This window comes from Micromonospora sp. KC213, from assembly GCF_004348325.1.
Classification (GTDB): Bacteria; Actinomycetota; Actinomycetes; order Mycobacteriales; family Micromonosporaceae; genus Micromonospora.
Map to the genome: position 1 here is coordinate 51,705 of NZ_SMKF01000009.1, position 18,148 is coordinate 69,852.

The window sequence follows — 18,148 nt, forward strand, 5'->3', positions numbered from 1 at the left end:
CTCACGGCCGGTGGCGGAGCGGGTTGGTCCCGCTCCGCCACCGGTCACCGGAAAGCGTCAGGACGTGGCGACCTTCTCGGCTTCCTTGACCGTCTCGGCCCAGGCGGCGTCCGGCTTCAGGGTCTTGTTCTCCACCCGGCGGATGACGTTCTCCACCGCGACCCGGGTCGGGCCGTTCTTCTTGCCCAGGTACTGCGGGGTCAGGCCCTGCGCCATCGTGGGGAAGATCTGGCCGACCGGGGCGCCACTGAAGAACGGGTTCTTGAACTCGGTGATCGCCGGGTCGGTGTAGAGCGCCGGTTGCGAGGGCAGGTTGCCGACCTTCTTGAAGATCTCGACCTGCTGCTCCGGCTGGACGAGCCACTCCAGCAGTTTGTAGGCCTCGTCGGCGTGCTTGGTCTGCTTGGGGATGGTCAGGAAAGATCCGCCCCAGTTGCCGCCACCGCCGGGCACCGCCGCGATGTCCCACTTGCCCTCGGTGCCGGGGGCGGTCTGCTGGATGTGACCGAGCATCCACGCCGGGCAGGCGAGCACGGCGAAGGCGCCGCTGGTGAAGCCCTTGTCCCAGTCGGCCTGGAAGCTGACCAGGTTGGCCGAGATGCCGGCCTGGATGGCCTTGACCGTGTAGTCGAAGGCGACCTTCGGACCCTGCTCCATCTGGAGCTGATCCTGGTCGTTGTAGAAGCCGACCGGCTGCTGACCCAGGATCGGGTTGAACAGGTTGGTGCCCGCGTCGATGAACTTCTTGTTGGTCTTGGTGGTGTACTGCTGACCGACCTCGATGAACGTGTCCCAGGTGGGCCAGAGCGCGGAGACCTGGTCCCGGTCGGTGGGCAGCCCGGCCGCCTTGAACAGGTCCGTCCGGTAGCACATGGCCAGGCCGCCGACGTCGGTGCCGAGGCCGATCTGGGTCTTGCCGTCGGCCGACAGCGACTGCTTCCACTTCCACGGCAGGTACTTGCTCTCGTAGGAGCCGGCGCCCTTGTCGAGCAGGTTGACGAACTTGTCGGACTGGCTGCGGAACTGGACCATGAAGCCCTCGTCGACGGCCGCGATGTCGGCCGCCCCGTTGCCCGCGACCAGCTTCTTCTGCAGGTCCTCGTGCTGGGCGTTGTACTCGCCGGAGTTGAGCTGGATGCGGATGTTGGGGTTGGCGGCCTCGTACTTGGCCTTCAGGTCCTGCAGCCCGAAGTCGCCCCAGAAGTTGATCTTCAACGTGACGACACCTCCGGAGCTGGAGTCGCCGGTGCTGCTCCTACCACTGCAACCGGCGACCATGAGCAGGCCGACGGCACCCGCGGTCGCCGCGCGGGCCCAGTGCCTCCAGGACCGTTTCATGCCATCCTCCGCACCATGTGGAAACGCTCTCGACATCGAGAAACGTCGACTGAACCGGGTAAGTGAGGCCACCGTACGGGCCACCCCTTGCACTGTCAACGGTCGATCACCGCCGCAGCCGACCGGCAGTCTGGGGCCGGAAGGCGGAGAGCACGACCATGCGCGGTTGAGCGCTCTTTTGTGCACGGTGAGACCCAGCTGGCGGGCTGCGGCAGCCCGCACAGGCCGTACGCTTAACCGTGCAAGCAGCCCCAGGGTGAACGGGTTTCGCAGCCGTCGCCCCATGATCACCACCGATCACCGGGGCGCGGTAGCGTGGGGGCGGCCGGTCGACCGGCGCCCTGGACCGGCCGCAGGGCCGTTGAGTAGTTGAGGAGCACGCCGGTGAAGCGGCCGACCATCGCCGACGTCGCCCGACGCGCCGGGGTGTCCAAGGGCGCGGTGTCGTACGCGCTGAACGGACAACCCGGCGTCTCGGAGGCCACCCGCCAACGAATCCTGGCCATCGCCGCCGAGATCGGCTTCAGCCCCAGCAGCGCCGCCCGCGCCCTCTCCGGCGCCACCGCGAACGCGGTGGGCCTGGCCCTCTGCCGACCGGCCCGGACACTGGGCATCGAACCGTTCTTCATGGAGCTGATCAGCGGCGTCGAGGCGGAGCTCTCCGCCCGGTCGTACGCGCTGACCCTTCAGGTGGTGGCCGACCCGGAGGCGGAGATCGCGGTCCACCGGCGCTGGTGGGCCGAGCGGCGGGTGGACGGCGTCTTCGTCTGCGACCTGCGCACCGATGATCCCCGCATCCCCGCGTTGGAGACGCTGCAACTGCCGGCCGTGGTGATCGGTGGTCCCGGCCACACCGGAAACCTGACCAGCGTCTGGTCCGACGACGCGGCGGCGCTGGTGGAGACCGTGGAGTACCTGGTCGCGCTGGGACACCGCCGGGTCGCCCGGGTGGGTGGACTGCCCGCACTGCTGCACACCGAGATCCGCACCGACGCGTTCGACGAGGTGTGCCGGCGGCTCGGGCTCGACACGGCGGTCACCGTCTGGTCGGACTACACCGGCGAGGAGGGTGCCCGGGCCACCCGGCGGCTGCTCAGCTCCGCCACCCGCCCGACGGCGATCATCTACGACAACGACGTGATGGCGATCGCCGGGCTCTCGGTGGCGCAGGAGATGGGACTCACCGTCCCGGGCGACCTGTCGATCGTGGCCTGGGACGACTCCCCGCTCTGCCAGCTCGTGCATCCGCCGTTGACCGCGCTCGGGCGGGACATCCCGGCGTACGGCGCGCACGCCGCCCGGCAACTGCTCGCGGTCATCGCCGGCCAGCCGGCGACCGGGCTCCAGGACGAGACGGCGCATCTCACCCCGCGCGGCAGCACCGCCCCGCCCCGGGAGAGGTGAACCGGTTAAGCGCGCAGGGCGCCTGCGCGTGGATCAGCGGGACGCCGACGGGAACTCCGCGAAGAACGCCTCCACCCGCTCGGCGGTGGCCGGGCGAGCCAGGGCGAATCCCTGGCCGTACCGGCACCCGGCCCGATAGGCCCGGTCGACGTCGGCGTCGGACTCCAACTCCTCCCCCACCACCGCGAGGCCGAGCCGCTCGCCCAGGCTCACCACCACGTCGATCATCGGCCGGCCCGGCCCGTCCGGCGCCGCCACCAGGTGCGGCCGGACCTTGAGCAGGTCGATCGGGAGCCGACGGAGCTGGGCCAGGGATGCCTGCTCGGCCCGGAACCCGTCCAGGGCGGTCCGCACCCCCAGCGAGCGCAATCCGGCCAGCCGGGCCACCACCGTGGGCAGGTCGGTGCCGAGGCGGTGCTCGGCGACCTCGACCACCAGTCGGTCGGCCGGCACGCCGTGGGCGGTCAGGACCGCGGCCACCCCGGGGATGAACTCCGGCGCCAGCAGCTCCCGCGGTGTCACGTTGACCGCCATCCAGAGCCGCCGACCCCCGGCCGACCATTCGGCGAGTTGCCGGCAGGCCCGCTCCAGCACCCACCGGCCCAGCTCACCGACGAGACCCAGATCCTCGGCCACCGGCAGCAACTCGGCCGGCAGCACCGTGCCCAGGGCCGGGTTGCGCCAGCGCAGCAGCGCCTCCGCTCCGACCGGCAGTCGGTCTTCCAGCCCGAGCACCGGCTGGAAAACCATGTCCAGCTCGCCCCGGGCGACCGCACCCGGCAGCTCCCGTTCCAGGTCCAGCCGGCGGACCAACTGCTCCTCCAGGTAGGCGTCGTACCACTCCACCCGGTTGTGACCGAGCTGCGCGGCCCGCCGCCGGGCCAGGTCCGCCTGACGCAGCGCGTCCTCGGGACCGGCCGTGGCCAGTTCCGCCAGCCCGACACCGACCCGCAACCGGATCATCTCCCCGGCCACCAGGCAGGGCTCGGCCAGCGCGGTCACCAGCCGGCTGCCCAGCGCGTACGCCGGTACCGGCCCGAGGTCGCTGACCACGGCGAACTCCTCCGCGGCGACGCGGGCCACCAGGTCGTGCGGGCCCACCACGTCGCGCAGCCGGCGGACCGCGGCACGCAGCACCGTCTCCCCGGCCGTCGACCCGGACCGCTCCCCGACCGCACTCAGACCGTGCAGGTCGATCAGGAGCAACGCCCCCGGCTTCGGCCGCCGTTCGGCCAGCACCCGGACCAGTTCCAGGCGGTTGGCCAGGCCGGTGCTCTGGTCCACCGCGGCGAGCCGGTGCAGTTCCCGCTCCAACCGGCGACGCTCACCGATGTCGCGTACGTGCAACACCAGCGCGTCGACCTCGGGAATCGCGCGCTGGTCGCTCACCGTGGCCTCCGTCTCCCGCCAGCCACCGTCGCCGGTGCTCATCCGGGCCACCAACAGCGCCGGCCGAGCGTCGGCCGGGGCGGCGAGCCCGGCCAGCGCCGCGGGGACGTCCTCGGGATGCAGCAGGTCGGCGAGGGGTCGCCCGCGTACCTCGTCGTCACGCAGCCCGAACCAGCGCGGCCCGGCCGCGGAGAGCCACCGCACCCGCAGCTCGTCGTCGAGGATCAGGATCAGGTCACGGGCACCGGCGATCAGCGCCCGGAAGTGCGCCTCCCGGGCGGCCAGCCGCCGGGCCTGGTCCCGGTTGTCCGCCGCGGTGATCAGCTCCCGGCCGATCAGCGGCGGAACCACCGCCAGCCCGAGCAGCACGGCGGTCGGGGTGAAGTGGCCGACGGCCCACAGATGGTGCCCGGCGGCGAGAGCCGCCACGGCGGCCGGGGCGGTCACCCGCGGCCAGGCCGGGGCGGGCCCGTCACCGTGCGGCGGGTCGCCGGCCGCCACCCGGGTCGCGCCGGCGGCGGTGAGCAGCACGCCGGCCACCAGGAACGGCACCATCGTGAGGCTGGCCTGCGGCGGCACCGGATAGCTCGACAGCACCACCAGATCGGCCAGCCCGACCAGGGTGGCCGCCGCGCCGACCCGACACAGCGCCGCGCCGGGCCGACGCCGCCGATCGGCGAGCGCGCTCACCAACAGGGCGGCCAGCCCCACCGCGCCGCCCACCGTGACCAGCCGGACCAGCACCGGGACCTCGCCCGGCGGGAGCAGCACCCAACCGGCGAAGACCAGGGCGGTGCCGAGACCGGCCATGTCGACGGCGCGGCGCAGCCGGGCCCGGGCGGTCAGCCGGGTGTGCCCGGGAAGGGTGAGCAGGCCGCCGGCGTAGCCGACGGCCATGGCGAGCAGGCCGGCGGTGGCCACCTGCGGGTGTTGCGGCGGGGCGGACAGCGGCAGAACGGCCACGGTCAGGCCGACCACCAGGACGGCGGCGTCCAGTTGGGCGGCGGCCCGCCGGCACCGCCGGGCCCGCCGGCCACGAACGCCGACGGCCGCCAGCCGGGACAGCCGGATCCCGGCCAGGGCGCAGCCCAACGCGCCGGAGAGCGTGGCGGCGGCCAGCGGCGGGAGCACGCCGGCCAGTGCGGCCACCGCCAGCATCGTGGTCGCTCCCAGCAGGGCGGCCAGCGCGGGCGAGGGACGACGGACGAGGTACGGAAGTGGCACGGCGGGCGCCTTCGTGAGGGGGACACGGGGCGGTGCGGCGATGCGTGACAGCGACGGATATCCGACACACGTCACACCGTGGAACGAGCCCCACCCGCCCGGGTTACGCTCCGCCAGATGTGACCCGCACCACTTGACAGTGAGCCACGGCCGCCGGCCACCCGCCCACCCGGTCCGACTCCTCAGAGGGGTGGGATCATCGGGGGGTGAGTCGCGCCGACACGATCCGCTTCCGACACCACCAGGCCATCCTGGCGGCGGCCATCGTCGCCGTCGTCGGCGCGCTGCCGCTGGCCACCGCGGCCTGGTACCTGGTGCCGGTGCTGCTCGTGCCGCTGGCCGTCGTGGTCTGGGCGTGGCGGGCCGGCACCGATGCCGACGCGGGCGAGCTACGGGTACGCGCCCTCGTCGGCGAGCGTCGCATCCGGTGGGACCAGATCGTCGAGCTCGCCGCCGACCCGCGCGGACGGGCGGTCGCCCGCCTCGACGACGGGCAGCAGATCGCCCTGCCCGCGGTACGCGGCACCGATCTGCCCCGGCTCGTGTCGGTGACCGGGCAGCACCTGCCCGACGCCGGCTGACCGGCGCTCAGTAACCCTCGACCACCCGATTGCGCAGCGGCTCCCCCGCCACGAACCGGCGCAGCTGCTCCCCGACCAGGCGGTACGCCCGGGGCAGCAGCCCGCGCACCGAGCCGGCGACATGCGGGGTCAACAGTACGTTCGGCAGCTCCCAGAGCGGATGCCCGGCCGGCAGCGGCTCCGGGTCGGTCACGTCCAGCGCGGCCCGCAGCCGACCTCGGGACAGCTCGGCGACCAGCGCGTCCGTCCGGGCCACCGGACCGCGTGCGGCGTTCACCAGCAGTGCCCCGTCCGGCATCGCCGCCAGGAACCGCTCGTCGACCATTCCCCGGGTCGCGTCGGTCAGTGGCACCAGCAGTACCACCACGTCGGCCGTGGGCAGCAGCCGCGGCAGATCCCGCACGGCGTGCACCCCTTCGGCGGGGCGGGCGGTCCGGGCGACCAGGGTGAACTCGACGTCGAACGGGGCCAGCCGGGCCCGGACCGCCGCGCCGATCGAACCCGCGCCGACGATCAGTACCCGCTTCCCGGCCAGCTCGTCGGTCGGCGCGACATCGCCGTACACCCACTCGCCGCGGGCCTGCGCGCGGATCATCGTGGGAAAGGCCCGCAGCTGGGCCAGGATCGCGGTGACCACCCACTCGGCGGTGCTGCTGTCGTGCACACCCCGCGCGTCGCAGAGCGTCACGCCCTCCGGCACCCGATCCACCCAGACCTCCGCTCCGGCGGAGAGGAGCTGCACCACCGCCACGTCGGGCAGCCGCGCCAGCATCGCCGTGGTCTCCCCGACGGCCAGGAACGGCGGCACCCAGAACCGGACGCCCGCCGGGTCCGACGGCGGCGCCGCCGAGTCCGTCCAGGGTTCGACGGTGACGCCCAGGGGCACCTCGCCGAGCAGTTCGACGCCGGCCGGGTGGGGGATCCATACCTTCACGACCGCCGACCTTAGCGGTCCCGGCGCGCTCGGGCAGGCCGGATCGCGGGCTAGGCTGGGCCGGGTGAGCGCCCGTCTCCCGTATCCCCGCACCGGCCGCCGACGCGCGGCGCTGGTCGCCTCCTGCACGTCGCTGCTGCTGGTCGCCGCCGGATGCAGCTTCGGCCCCCCGGAGCCGGACCCGGCCGGCGAGCCGCCCAACCTGCCCACCCCGTCGGTCAGCGCCAGCCCCGGCGGCGCCGGCCAGCAGGTCGTCGCCACCACGCTGGCCAAGGGGCTGCGGGTGCCGTGGGCCATCGCCTTCCTGCCCGACGGTGGGGGTCTGGTGACCGAACGGGACAGCGGCCGGATCCTCAAGATCGGCCCGGAGTCCGGACCGGACGGGCTGCGGGTCGCCCCGGTACAGACCATTCCGGACGTGGCCGCCGGCGGCGAGGCGGGGCTGCTGGGCATCGCCGTCTCCCCGTCGTACGACAGGGACGAGACGGTCTTCGTCTACTACACCACGCAGCAGGACAACCGGGTCGCGAAGCTCAAACTGGGCGGGCGGCCGACGCCGATCCTCACCGGCATTCCGAGAGCGCGCACCCACGACGGCGGAGGGCTCGCCTTCGGGCCCGACGGGCAACTCTACGTGAGCACCGGCGACGCCGGCGCCCCCGACGCCGCCCAGGACCGCGCCAGCCTCGGCGGCAAAATCCTGCGGATCACCACGGACGGCAGACCCGCCCCCGGCAACCCGTTCCCCGGCTCGCCGGTCTGGTCGCTGGGCCACCGCAACGTGCAGGGCCTCGCCTGGGACGCGGGCAAGCGGATGTACGCCACCGAGTTCGGCCAGAACACCTGGGACGAGATCAACCGGATCAACGCCGGGGGCAACTACGGCTGGCCGGTCGTCGAGGGCCAGGCCGACAACGGGCAGTACGTCGACCCGATCGCGCAGTGGCGCACCGCGGAAGCGTCCTGCTCCGGTCTGACCTCGGTCCAGCGGCTGCTGGTCGCCGCCTGCCTGCGCGGCCAGCGGCTCTGGGTGCTCGAGCTGACCGACACCGGCACCGTGCTCGGCCAGCCCCGCGAGCTGCTCGGCGGCCGGTACGGCCGGCTCCGCGCGGCGGCCGCCGCACCCGACGGCTCGGTGTGGGTGTCCACCTCCAACCACGATGGACGCGGTCGCCCGACCCCGGAGGACGACCGGCTGCTACGGCTGGTCTTCGCCGACGGGGGCGCCGGGCGGAGCTGATCCACTCCGGCAGGCCGCCGAAAGAGTCCCACTCCGTCGGGTTTGCCAAGATCCATCATCGGGCAGGTCAGAATCTCAGCATGGACGGTCAGGAGAACGAGCAGCGCGGGCCGCAGGACGACACCTCCCCGGCCCGACGCGAGCGTGCCCGATGGCCCCGGATCCGCAGGGCCGCCCGGTCGGGCCTCACCCGGCGGACGGGTGTGGTCGCCGCTGTACTGCTGGTCGCCCTCGTCGGCGCGGTGATCGGAGTGCTGGCCGGCGGCCGGGTCTACACCGACATCGGGCCGTTCCGGGCCGACCTGACGCTCACCCCGGCGGTCGACGGCCACACCACCGTCGACATCCCGCCGCTGGGCGCCCTGCAACTGGACAGCCACGACGGGCCGACCCACCTCACCGTCGGCCTGGGGGCGCTCGACCAGCGCAAGACGGAGGCGTTGATCGATGATCCGGCGAGTATCAGCCGGGCCAGCCACTCCGCCGTCGCCGACGTCCGCAACGGCGTGATCCGGCTCGCCCTGCGCACCCTCGGCGCGGTCGTGCTGGTCACCCTGGTGCTGGCCGCGCTGATCTTCCGGAATGTGCGGCGGACCGCCTGGTCGGCGGGGCTCGCCCTGGCCGTCACGGCCGGGAGTCTGGGGCTGGCCGCCGGCAGCCTGCGCCCGGAGTCGATCGAGGAGCCACGGTACGAGGGGCTGCTGGTCAACGCCCCGGCCGTGGTGGGTGACGCGCGGCGGATCGCCAACGACTACACCAAGTACGCCGAGCAGCTGCAACGCGTGGTGGCCAACGTCAGCAAGCTCTACACGACGGTGTCCGCGCTGCCGGTCTACGAGCCCGCGCCGGACACCACCCGCGTGCTGCACGTCTCCGACATGCACCTCAACCCCACCGGTTGGCAGCTGATCCGCACGGTGGTGGAGCAGTTCGACATCGACGTGGTGATCGACACCGGTGACCTCACCGACTGGGGCAGCGAGCCGGAGGCGTCGTACGTCGGCTCCATCGGTCTGCTGAAGAAGCCGTATGTCTACATCCGGGGCAACCACGACTCGGTCCGCACGGCGGCGGCGGTGGCCCGTCAGCCCAACGCGATCGTGCTCAACAACTCGATCACCTCCGTGGCCGGGCTGACCATCGCCGGGATCGGCGACCCACGGTTCACCCCCGACAAGGAGACCTCGCCGGCCGGCAGCGGGTTGACCAGGGAGGTGGCCGACCAGGTCATCGGGACCGGCGAGCAGCTCGCCGAGACGGTACGGCAGTCGCCCCGGCCGGTGGACATCGCCCTCGTGCACGATCCGGCCTCGGCGGGCCCGCTCTCGGGAGCCTGCCCGCTGGTGCTCGCCGGGCACACCCACGACCGGCAGGTGTCGAAGCTACCTGAGGTCTCCGGCCAGCAACCCACCCTACTGATGGTGGAGGGCTCCACGGGCGGTGCCGGGCTGCGTGGGCTGGAGCACGAAAAGCCGACCCCACTGTCGATGAGCGTGCTCTACTTCGACCCGCAGAAGCGACTCCAGGCGTACGACGACATCACCGTCGGCGGCACCGGGCAGGCTCAGGTCAACCTGGAGCGGCACGTCGTCCGCGATCCCGTGAAGGGCCCGGACGTCCCGGTCACCCCGACCCCGACCCGAGGCCCCACGGAGTCACCCTCTCCGGGGGCGACCTCGTCCGGCCGGGTGCCGGTCAGCCCCGGGCCACCCAGCCCGACCCGCTGACGTCGCGGAGGCCGCCGTCGGGTTCGACGGCGGCCTCCGCGACCGGGTTCGCCTACTCAGCTCTGGACGCCGAGGCGCTCCAGGATCAACTCACGGACGGTCTTCGCGTCGGCCTGGCCACGGGTGGTCTTCATGACCGCGCCGACCAGCGCGCCCGCCGCCGCGACCTTGCCGCTGCGCACCTTGTCGGCGACGTCCGGGTTGGCCACGATCGCCTCGTCGACGGCGGCGGTGAGCGCGCCGGTGTCGGAGACCACCTCAAGGTTTCGGTTGTTCATGATCTCGGTCGGCGAGCCCTCGCCGCCCACCACGCCCTCCAGGACGACCCGGGCCAGCTTGTCGTTGAGCTTGCCGGCGTCCACCAGGCCCTGCAGCTCGGCCACCTGCGACGGGGTGGCCCCGACGTCGGCCAGTTCGATACCGGCCTCGTTGGCCCGCCGGGACAGCTCACCGAGCCACCACTTGCGGGCGGCGGCCGGGGTGGCACCCGCGGCGACGGTGGCCTCGATCAGCTCGACCGCGCCGGCGTTGAGCACCGACTGCATGTCCAGGTCGGACAGACCCCACTGGAGCTGGAGCCGGCGGCGGTGCAGCCGGGGCAGCTCCGGCAGGGCGGCCTTGAGCTCGGCCACCCACGCGGCGTCCGGGGCGAGCGGCACCAGGTCCGGCTCCGGGAAGTACCGGTAGTCGGTGGCGGTCTCCTTGGACCGACCCGGGGTGGTGTCGCCGCTGTCCTCGTGGAAGTGCCGGGTCTCCTGGGTGATCCGCCCGCCGGCGTCGAGGACCGACGCCTGGCGCAGCATCTCGGAGCGCACAGCCCGCTCGACCGAACGCAGCGAGTTGACGTTCTTGGTCTCGGTGCGGGTGCCCCACTCCTGACCCGGCCGGTTAAGCGAGGTGTTGACGTCGCAGCGCAGCGACCCCTCCTCCATCCGGACGTCGGAGACGCCCAGGGAGCGGATCACGTCGCGCAGCTCGGTGACGTACGCCCGGGCGACCTCCGGCGCCAGCGCACCGGTGCCGGGGATCGGCTTGGTGACGATCTCGACCAGCGGGATGCCGGCCCGGTTGTAGTCGACCAGCGACTCGGTCGCACCGTGGATCCGGCCGGTGGCACCGCCGACGTGCAGCGTCTTGCCGGTGTCCTCCTCCAGGTGCACCCGTTCGATGCCGATCCGCACGGTTTCGCCGTTCACCTCGACGTCCAGGTAGCCGTCCACGCAGAGCGGCTCGTCGTACTGGCTGATCTGGAAGTTCTTCGGCATGTCCGGATAGAAGTAGTTCTTCCGGGCAAACCGGCACCACTCGGCGATCGAGCAGTTCAACGCCAGACCGATCCGGATCGTCGCCTCGATGGCCGCCTTGTTCGCCACCGGCAGCGAGCCGGGCAGACCCAGGCAGACCGGGCAGACCCGGGTGTTCGGCTCGCCCCCGAAGTCGGTCGGGCAGCCGCAGAACATCTTGGTGTTCGTGCCCAGCTCGACGTGGGTCTCCAGGCCGATCACCGGCTCGTAGCGCGCGACGACGTCGTCGTACGCGGGCAGTGTCGTGGTCATCGGTGCTCCTGCCTCACAGTGCCGGTGGGGTGAACGTGCCGACCGCGGACTCCAGCGCGGCGGCGACCCGGTACATCCGGTCGTCCGCCATCGTCGGGGCCATCACCTGCAGACCGACCGGCAGCCCCTCGGAGAGGCCGCAGGGCACCGAGATGCCCGGGCCGCCATACAGGTTGGTCGGGATGGTGTACAGGTCCGCCAGGTACATCTGGTACGGGTCTGAGGTGCGCGCCCCCAGCGGGAACGCCACGAACGGGGTGGTCGGCGAGATCAGCGCGTCGACCTGCGTGAACGCGGCGGTGAAGTCCCGGGTGATCAGGGTACGGACCTTCTGCGCCTGCCCGTAGTAGGCGTCGTAGTAGCCCGAGGAGAGCGCGTACGTGCCGATCATGATGCGTCGCTTGACCTCGGGGCCGAAGCCGGCCTCGCGGGTCAGCGACATGACCTCCTCCAGTGAGCGGTTGCCGTCGTCACCGACCCGCAGGCCGAACCGGACGCCGTCGAAGCGGGCCAGGTTCGACGAGCACTCGCTGGGGGCGATCAGGTAGTAGGCCGGCAGCGCGTACCGGAAGTGCGGGCAGGACACCTCGACGATCTCAGCGCCCAGCTTGGTCAGGGTGTCGACCGCCTCGCGGAACGCGGCCGTGACGCCCGGCTCCGCACCCTCGCCGGTGAACTCCTTCACCACGCCGAGCTTCACCCCGGTGAGGTCGCCGGTCGCCCCGAGCTTCGCCGCCGCCACCACGTCCGGCACCGGAGCCGGGATCGAGGTCGAGTCGCGCGGGTCGTGCCCGCCGATGACCTCGTGCAGCAGGGCCGCGTCGAGCACCGTACGGGCGCACGGGCCCGGGGTGTCCAGCGACGACGAGAACGCCACCAGGCCGTAGCGGGAGGTGCCGCCGTAGGTGGGCTTCGCGCCCACCGTGCCGGTGACCGCGCCGGGCTGACGGATCGAGCCGCCGGTGTCCGAGCCGATCGACAGCGGCGCCTCGTACGCGGCCAGCGCGGCGGCGCTGCCGCCGCCGGAGCCGCCCGGGATGCGGTCGGTGTCCCACGGGTTGCGGGTCGGGCCGTACGCGGAGTATTCCGTGGAGGAGCCCATGGCGAACTCGTCCATGTTGGTCTTACCGAGCATCACCGTACCGGCGGCACGCAGCCGCTTGACGATGGTCGCGTCGTACGGCGGACGCCAGCCCTCCAGGATCTTCGACCCGACGGTGGTCGGCACCCCCCGGGTGGCGAGCACGTCCTTGACCGCGACCGGCACGCCGGCCAGCGGGCCCAACTCGTCGCCGGCGGCCCGGCGCTCGTCGACCGCGCGGGCGGCGGCGAGGGCGCCGTCGGTGTCGACGTGCAGGAAGGCGTTGATCCGCCCGTCCACGGCGGCGATCCGGTCCAGGTGGGCCTGCGTCACCTCGACGGCGGAGGCGTCGCCGGAGGCGACGAGACCGGCGATCTCGCTCGCGGTCAGTCTGGTCAGGTCGGTCATGAAGCCACATCCTCGTCCAGGATCCGCGGTACGCGGAACCGCTGCTCCTCGGCGTCGGGGGCACCCGACAGCGCCTCCTGCGGGGTCAGCCCGGGCACCACCACGTCCTCCCGCAGGACGTTGGTCAGCGGCACCGAGTGGGAGGTCGGCGGAATGTCCGCCGCGGCGACCTCACCCACCTGGGCGACCGACTGGAGGATCACGTCGAGCTGGCCGGCGAAGATGTCCAGCTCCTCCTCGGTGACGGCGAGCCGCGACAGTCGCGCGAGGTGCGCGACCTCCTCGCGGGAGATGGCGGCCATCGGTGCCCCCTTCGTGGCTGTCCTGACTGCGTCTGCGTGTGCCGACCGCGCGGTCACGGTGTGGATGACGCGCGGTGACCGGAGCGAGTCTATTGGCCTGCGGTCGCGATGCCGCCCCCGACTCCCCCTCCGCCGGCCGGACGCACCGGGCGGTACCGGGACAGCCAGGTGGCCAACTCCTCGGCCGGCATCGGCCGGGCGTGGAACCAGCCCTGCGCCACGTCGCAGCCGGCGGCGTGCAGCAGCCGCCAGGTCCGCTCGTCCTCCACACCCTCGGCGACCACCCGCAGCCCCAACGCGCCGGCCAACTCGATCATCGACCGGACCACCGCCGCGTCGTCGGGATGGTCGGCCATCCCGAGGACGAACGAGCGGTCCACCTTGACCTCGGCCAGCGGCAACCGCCGCAGGTGCTGCAAGGACGAGTAGCCGGTGCCGAAGTCGTCCAGCGAGATGGCCACCCCGAGCCGGTGCAGCCGGGTGATGGTGGTGAGCACCCGCCGGGGGTCGGCCATCAACGCGCCCTCGGTGATCTCCACCTGGAGGCGTTCGGGGTCGACCCCGAAGCGGGAGAGCCGCTCGGCGATCCGGTCGGCGATCTCGCCGGTGTGCAGGTCGCGGACGCTGACGTTGAGCGAGGCCCGCAGGGTGATCCCGGCCGCCGTCCACTTCGCCAACTGTTCCACCACGTCGTCGACCACCCGCCGGGTGAGCAGGCGCATCACCGCGCTCTGCTCGGCGAGGCGGATCAGTTCACCGGGGTCGACCATGCCACGGCGCGGGTGCCGCCACCGCAGCAGCGCCTCGACGCCGACCACCTCGCCGGTGGCTATGGCGATCTGCGGTTGGTAGTACATCGTGATGGCGCCGACCGCCGCCGCGTCGTCCCCGGCCGACCCGGCACCGGCCGGCGGGTCGGCCGATGTGGGCAGCCCGGAGACCGGCCGGATGGTGCGGGGCCGGATCGGGTCCGCCCCGTGCAGGATCCGGTCGAGCAGTTCGTCCGGGTGCGCCGGGCCGCCGCGGGGACGACGGCGCAACGGCCACCACCGGCCCGCGCCGGCCGGCGGCTGCGTCGAGGTGGCCAGCCGGGACGGCAACGCGGCCCCGTCACCACCCCGCACGGTCCGCCCGGCCGCCGGTCCCGCATCGAGTACGCGGCGCAGGTCGGCCAGCAGCGCCAGCCGCTCGGCGGAGTGGTGGTCGGACTCGGCGGCGTACACGGCGACCGTGTCGTTGCGCTGCTTGGCGTCGTACATCGCCACGTCGGCGTGGCGCATCAGGGTGGTGTGGTCCTCGCCGTGCTCGGGGAAGAGAGCGATGCCGATGGAGGCGCCCACGTCCAGCGGCAGCCCGTCCAGAGGTACCGGCTGGGCCAGCGCCGCGACCACCCGGTCGGCCAGTTCGCGGGCCTGCTCGACACCGGTCAGTCGGGTGGCGACGATGCCGAACTCGTCGCCGCCGAGCCGGGCCAGCAGGTCCCGCCCGCCGACGACGTCGCCCAGGCGGGCGCTGACCTCGACGAGCAGCCGGTCCCCCACGGCGTGGCCGAGGGCGTCGTTGACGTTCTTGAACCGGTCCAGATCGATCAGCAGCAGGGCGAGGTGGGAGTCCGGGGCACCCCGGGCGGTCCGCTCGGCGTGCAGGTGCACCTGCTCGGCCACCTCGGCCTGCAGCGCCTTGCGGTTGGGCAGGCCGGTGAGCGGGTCGAGCGCGGCGAGGTGCTCCTGCTCGGCGGCGAGCCGGGACATCCGGTGGACGGCGAGCAGCGGCACCAGCACCAGCGGGATCAGGGCCGCGCCGGCCCGCGCCGCGGCGACCAGCACCGGGGCGAGCAGCAGCAGGGAGCCGGTGGAGAGCAGCTCGACGCCGAGTCCCCGCCGTACGCCCGGCCACCACCGGCCGCCGAAGCGCAGCCGCAGCGCGGTGCTGACCAGGCCGTGGTTGACCGCGAACCAGGTGACGGTGGCCGCGCCGAGCACCGCCACGTCGGTGCCGCGCAGCCGGCCGAGGTCGGCGAGGTCGCCCGGTCCCATCCGCAGCACCAGGGCCGCGGCACTGAGCGCACAGGCGTACTGCGCGGCGTTGAAGGCGGTGCGCCAGGCGGCGTGCCGCATCCGCCAGCCGGAGACGGCGACCGCGACGGTCTGCGCCGCCAGCGCCGGGGCCAGCCCCCAGCCGAGCAGGATGGCGAAGGTGAAGCAGGTGGACGGGAAGACCACCGAGGTGTGCCGCCGGCCGGGCGGAACGAAGGGACGCACGTCGCAGACGACGGCGAGCGCCGCCATCGTCCAGAACGCCGCCGGCAACCCGCGGAGCTGGCCCGGCAGGCCCGCCAGGACCGGCACGGCGACCAGCGCCGCCAGCCCGACCACCACGGCGACGAACCCGCCGAACGGTGTCGCCCGCCCGGGCGGGACGGAGTTGCGGGGGTCGGCGGTCTCCATCGCACCTCCCGGGCGTACGGCCGCGGTGTGCGCCGGTCGCACACCGTGCCACCATGAAACGCCCTGGATGCCGGAATTCCCCAGCCGACAGTCACGAATCGGTTGTAGTCGTAATTAAGTTGGTATACGACCCCAAGATCCGATACCGGGCGAAGCGATCACTCCTGGACCTGGGCCACCTCCCGGGCGGCCTCCGGACCCTGGTCGAGCAGCACCCGGAAGCCGTCCTCGTCGAGGACCGGCAGCTTGAGGGAGGCGGCCTTGTCCGCCTTCGACCCCGGGTTGTCGCCCACGACCACGAACGCCGTCCTCTTGGACACCGAGCCGCTGACCTTGCCGCCCCGGCTCTGGATCGCCTCGGCGGCCTGGTCCCGGCTGAACCCGGCCAGGGTGCCGGTCACCACCACGGTGAGTCCCTCCAGCGGACGCGGCCCCTCGTCGGCCGCCTCCTCGGCCATCCGTACGCCCGCCTCGGCCCACCTGCCGACCACCTCGCGGTGCCAGTCGACGGCGAACCACTCCCGGATGCTCACGGCGATGGTCGGGCCGACCCCGTCCACCGAGGACAGCTCCTCCTGCGACGCCGCCTCGATCGCCGCCATCGAGCGGAAGTGCCGGGCCAGCGCCTGGGCGGCGGTCGGGCCGACGTGCCGGATGGAGAGCGCGACCAGCACCCGCCACAGGTCACGCCCCTTGGCCACGGCGAGATTGTCCAGCAGCCTGGTGGCGTTGCTGCCGAGACTGCCGTCCTTGTTGACGAAGAACGGCGACCGGGCCAACCGCTCGGCGTCGAGGGCGAACAGGTCGCCCTCGTTCGTGATGATCTGCGCGTCCACCAGCGCGGTGGCGGCCTTCTCGCCGAGCGCCTCGATGTCGAGCACCTTCCGGCTGGCCAGGTGGTAGACCCGCTCGCGGATCTGCGCCGGGCAGGTGCGCGCGTTGGGGCAGCGGATGTCGACGTCGCTCTCCTTGGCCGGCGCCAGGGCGGTGCCGCAGGCCGGACAGGTGGTGGGCATGACGAACGGCTGGGCGTCGGGGGGACGCAACTCGACCACCGGGCCGAGCACCTCGGGGATCACGTCGCCGGCCTTGCGCAGCACCACCGTGTCGCCGATCAGCACCCCCTTGCGCGCCACCTCGCGGGCGTTGTGCAGGGTGGCGAACTCGACGGTGGAACCGGCCACCCGCACCGGATCCAGCACCGCGTACGGGGTGACCCGTCCGGTCCGCCCGACGTTGACCCGGATGTCGACCAGCCGGGTGTTGACCTCCTCCGGCGGGTACTTGAAGGCGATCGCCCAGCGCGGCGCCCGGCTGGTCGAGCCGAGCCGGCCCTGGATGGAGACCGGGTCGACCTTGACCACCACACCGTCGATCTCGTGTGCCACGTCGTGCCGATGCTGGGCGTAGTAGGCGATGTACTCCGCGACGCCGGCCAGGTCGGGCACCACCCGCCAGCGGTCGCTGGTGGGCAGCCCCCACGCCCGTAACGCCGCGTACGACTCGGACTGGGCCGTCGGCCGGAAGCCGCGACGGGCGCCGATGCCGTGCACCACCAGACGCAGCGGCCGGGACGCGGTGACCCGCGGATCCTTCTGCCGCAGGCTCCCCGCGGCGGCGTTGCGCGGGTTGGCGAACGGTGCCTTGCCCTGCTCGACCAGGCTGGCGTTGAGGTCGGCGAAGCCGGCGACCGGAAGGTAGATCTCGCCGCGCACCTCGATGAAGTCGGGCACGTCGGGAAAGTCGTCGGCGCCGGTCAGCCGGGTCGGGACGTCGCGGATGCTGCGCACGTTGGCGGTGACGTCCTCGCCGGTGCGCCCGTCGCCCCGGGTGGCGGCCCGGACCAGCCGGCCCTGCTCGTAGGTCAGGTTGATGGCCAGCCCGTCGACCTTCAGCTCGCACAGGTAGGGCACCGGGCCGCCAGCGTCCCGCTCGACCCGCTCGGCCCAGGCGGCCAACTCCTCGTCGGTGAAGGCGTTGTCCAGCGACATCATCCGCTCGGCGTGGTCGACCGGGGCGAAGTCGGTGGAGAAGGTGCCGCCGACCCGCTGGGTCGGCGAGTCGGGGGTACGCAGGGCCGGGTACCGCGCCTCCAGCTCCTCCAGCTCGCGCAGCTGCCGGTCGAACTCGGCATCGGAGATGGTCGGCGCGTCCAGCACGTAGTAGCGGTACTGGTGCTCGGTCAGCTCCTGGCTGAGTGTGGCGTGCCGCTCCCGCGCCTCGGGGGTGGGCTCGCCACCGGCTGCCACCTCCCCCGCGGCGCTGACCTGTTGGGGGATCTCTTCTTCCGACACCCTGTCGCCTCCGGACACCGCTGCGAACCTCCCCCGTGACCGACCTTGCGGTGATCACGCCACCTCCCCGTGATCACGCTACCGGAGCACCGTAACGGTCTGGTGGGACAAACCTGCGCCTCCCCGCCGCGCCCGACGGGCGCAGGCGCGCCGTCCGTGCGACGATCGCCGCAGGTCGACGGCGCGGACAGGCAGGGGGACGGATGCCCGGGTGGGTGTGGTT

At 73.0% G+C, this 18,148-nt stretch carries 12 protein-coding genes; 4 read left to right on the forward strand and 8 right to left on the reverse strand.

The window, feature by feature from the left end; genetic code table 11:
- Positions 1-57 precede the first annotated feature (57 nt).
- Entirely contained in the window at positions 58-1,338 is a 1,281-nt protein-coding gene (locus E1166_RS04325; protein WP_132335969.1) for an extracellular solute-binding protein, read from the reverse strand.
- Positions 1,339-1,722: 384 nt separating this feature from the next.
- Here E1166_RS04325 and E1166_RS04330 point away from each other — a divergent pair, with 384 nt between their 5' ends.
- Positions 1,723-2,742 (forward strand): LacI family DNA-binding transcriptional regulator, encoded by a 1,020-nt coding sequence (locus E1166_RS04330; RefSeq protein ID WP_132335971.1) that lies wholly within the window; start codon positions 1,723-1,725, stop codon positions 2,740-2,742.
- Between the two features lie 33 nt (positions 2,743-2,775).
- On the opposite strand, the gene E1166_RS04335 is transcribed toward E1166_RS04330, so the two are convergent.
- Positions 2,776-5,355 (reverse strand): EAL domain-containing protein, encoded by a 2,580-nt coding sequence (locus tag E1166_RS04335; RefSeq protein ID WP_243710145.1) that lies wholly within the window; start codon positions 5,353-5,355, stop codon positions 2,776-2,778.
- A gap of 206 nt (positions 5,356-5,561) precedes the next feature.
- Between E1166_RS04335 and E1166_RS04340 the strand changes: the two genes are divergently transcribed.
- Positions 5,562-5,936 (forward strand): PH domain-containing protein, encoded by a 375-nt coding sequence (locus tag E1166_RS04340; protein ID WP_132270991.1) that lies wholly within the window; start codon positions 5,562-5,564, stop codon positions 5,934-5,936.
- A 7-nt stretch (positions 5,937-5,943) separates the two neighbouring features.
- Here E1166_RS04340 and E1166_RS04345 read toward each other — a convergent pair whose 3' ends face one another.
- Complete coding sequence (locus E1166_RS04345; RefSeq protein WP_132335973.1) at positions 5,944-6,870, reverse strand: 2-hydroxyacid dehydrogenase; 927 nt, start codon at positions 6,868-6,870, stop codon at positions 5,944-5,946.
- Positions 6,871-6,934: 64 nt separating this feature from the next.
- Between E1166_RS04345 and E1166_RS04350 the strand changes: the two genes are divergently transcribed.
- Together E1166_RS04350 and E1166_RS04355 are read left to right on the forward strand one after the other, a co-directional pair.
- Positions 6,935-8,110, forward strand: a complete 1,176-nt coding sequence (locus E1166_RS04350) for a PQQ-dependent sugar dehydrogenase (protein WP_132335975.1) — start codon at positions 6,935-6,937, stop codon at positions 8,108-8,110.
- 80 nt (positions 8,111-8,190) lie between these two features.
- Positions 8,191-9,837: a metallophosphoesterase gene (locus E1166_RS04355; protein ID WP_132335977.1), complete on the forward strand. Its 1,647-nt coding sequence runs from the start codon at positions 8,191-8,193 to the stop codon at positions 9,835-9,837.
- Between the two features lie 56 nt (positions 9,838-9,893).
- Here the strand turns inward: E1166_RS04355 and gatB are convergent, their stop codons facing one another.
- The 5 genes from gatB to ligA form a co-directional block, all read right to left on the reverse strand.
- A complete protein-coding gene (gatB, locus tag E1166_RS04360) occupies positions 9,894-11,393 on the reverse strand; it encodes an Asp-tRNA(Asn)/Glu-tRNA(Gln) amidotransferase subunit GatB (protein WP_132335979.1) in 1,500 nt (499 codons plus the stop codon).
- Between the two features lie 13 nt (positions 11,394-11,406).
- On the reverse strand, positions 11,407-12,882 hold the full coding sequence (gatA, locus tag E1166_RS04365; protein ID WP_132335981.1) for an Asp-tRNA(Asn)/Glu-tRNA(Gln) amidotransferase subunit GatA: 1,476 nt from the start codon (positions 12,880-12,882) through the stop codon (positions 11,407-11,409).
- The gene (gene gatC, locus E1166_RS04370; RefSeq protein ID WP_091115452.1) at positions 12,879-13,184 is read right to left on the reverse strand and encodes an Asp-tRNA(Asn)/Glu-tRNA(Gln) amidotransferase subunit GatC; all 306 of its coding nucleotides are present in this window, start codon (positions 13,182-13,184) and stop codon (positions 12,879-12,881) included. The genes gatA and gatC overlap by 4 nt, the downstream gene beginning before the upstream one ends.
- Positions 13,185-13,273: 89 nt before the next feature.
- Complete coding sequence (locus E1166_RS04375; RefSeq protein WP_132335983.1) at positions 13,274-15,631, reverse strand: EAL domain-containing protein; 2,358 nt, start codon at positions 15,629-15,631, stop codon at positions 13,274-13,276.
- A gap of 158 nt (positions 15,632-15,789) precedes the next feature.
- A complete protein-coding gene (ligA, locus tag E1166_RS04380) occupies positions 15,790-17,925 on the reverse strand; it encodes an NAD-dependent DNA ligase LigA (protein ID WP_132335985.1) in 2,136 nt (711 codons plus the stop codon).
- Between the last annotated feature and the right edge of the window lie 223 nt (positions 17,926-18,148).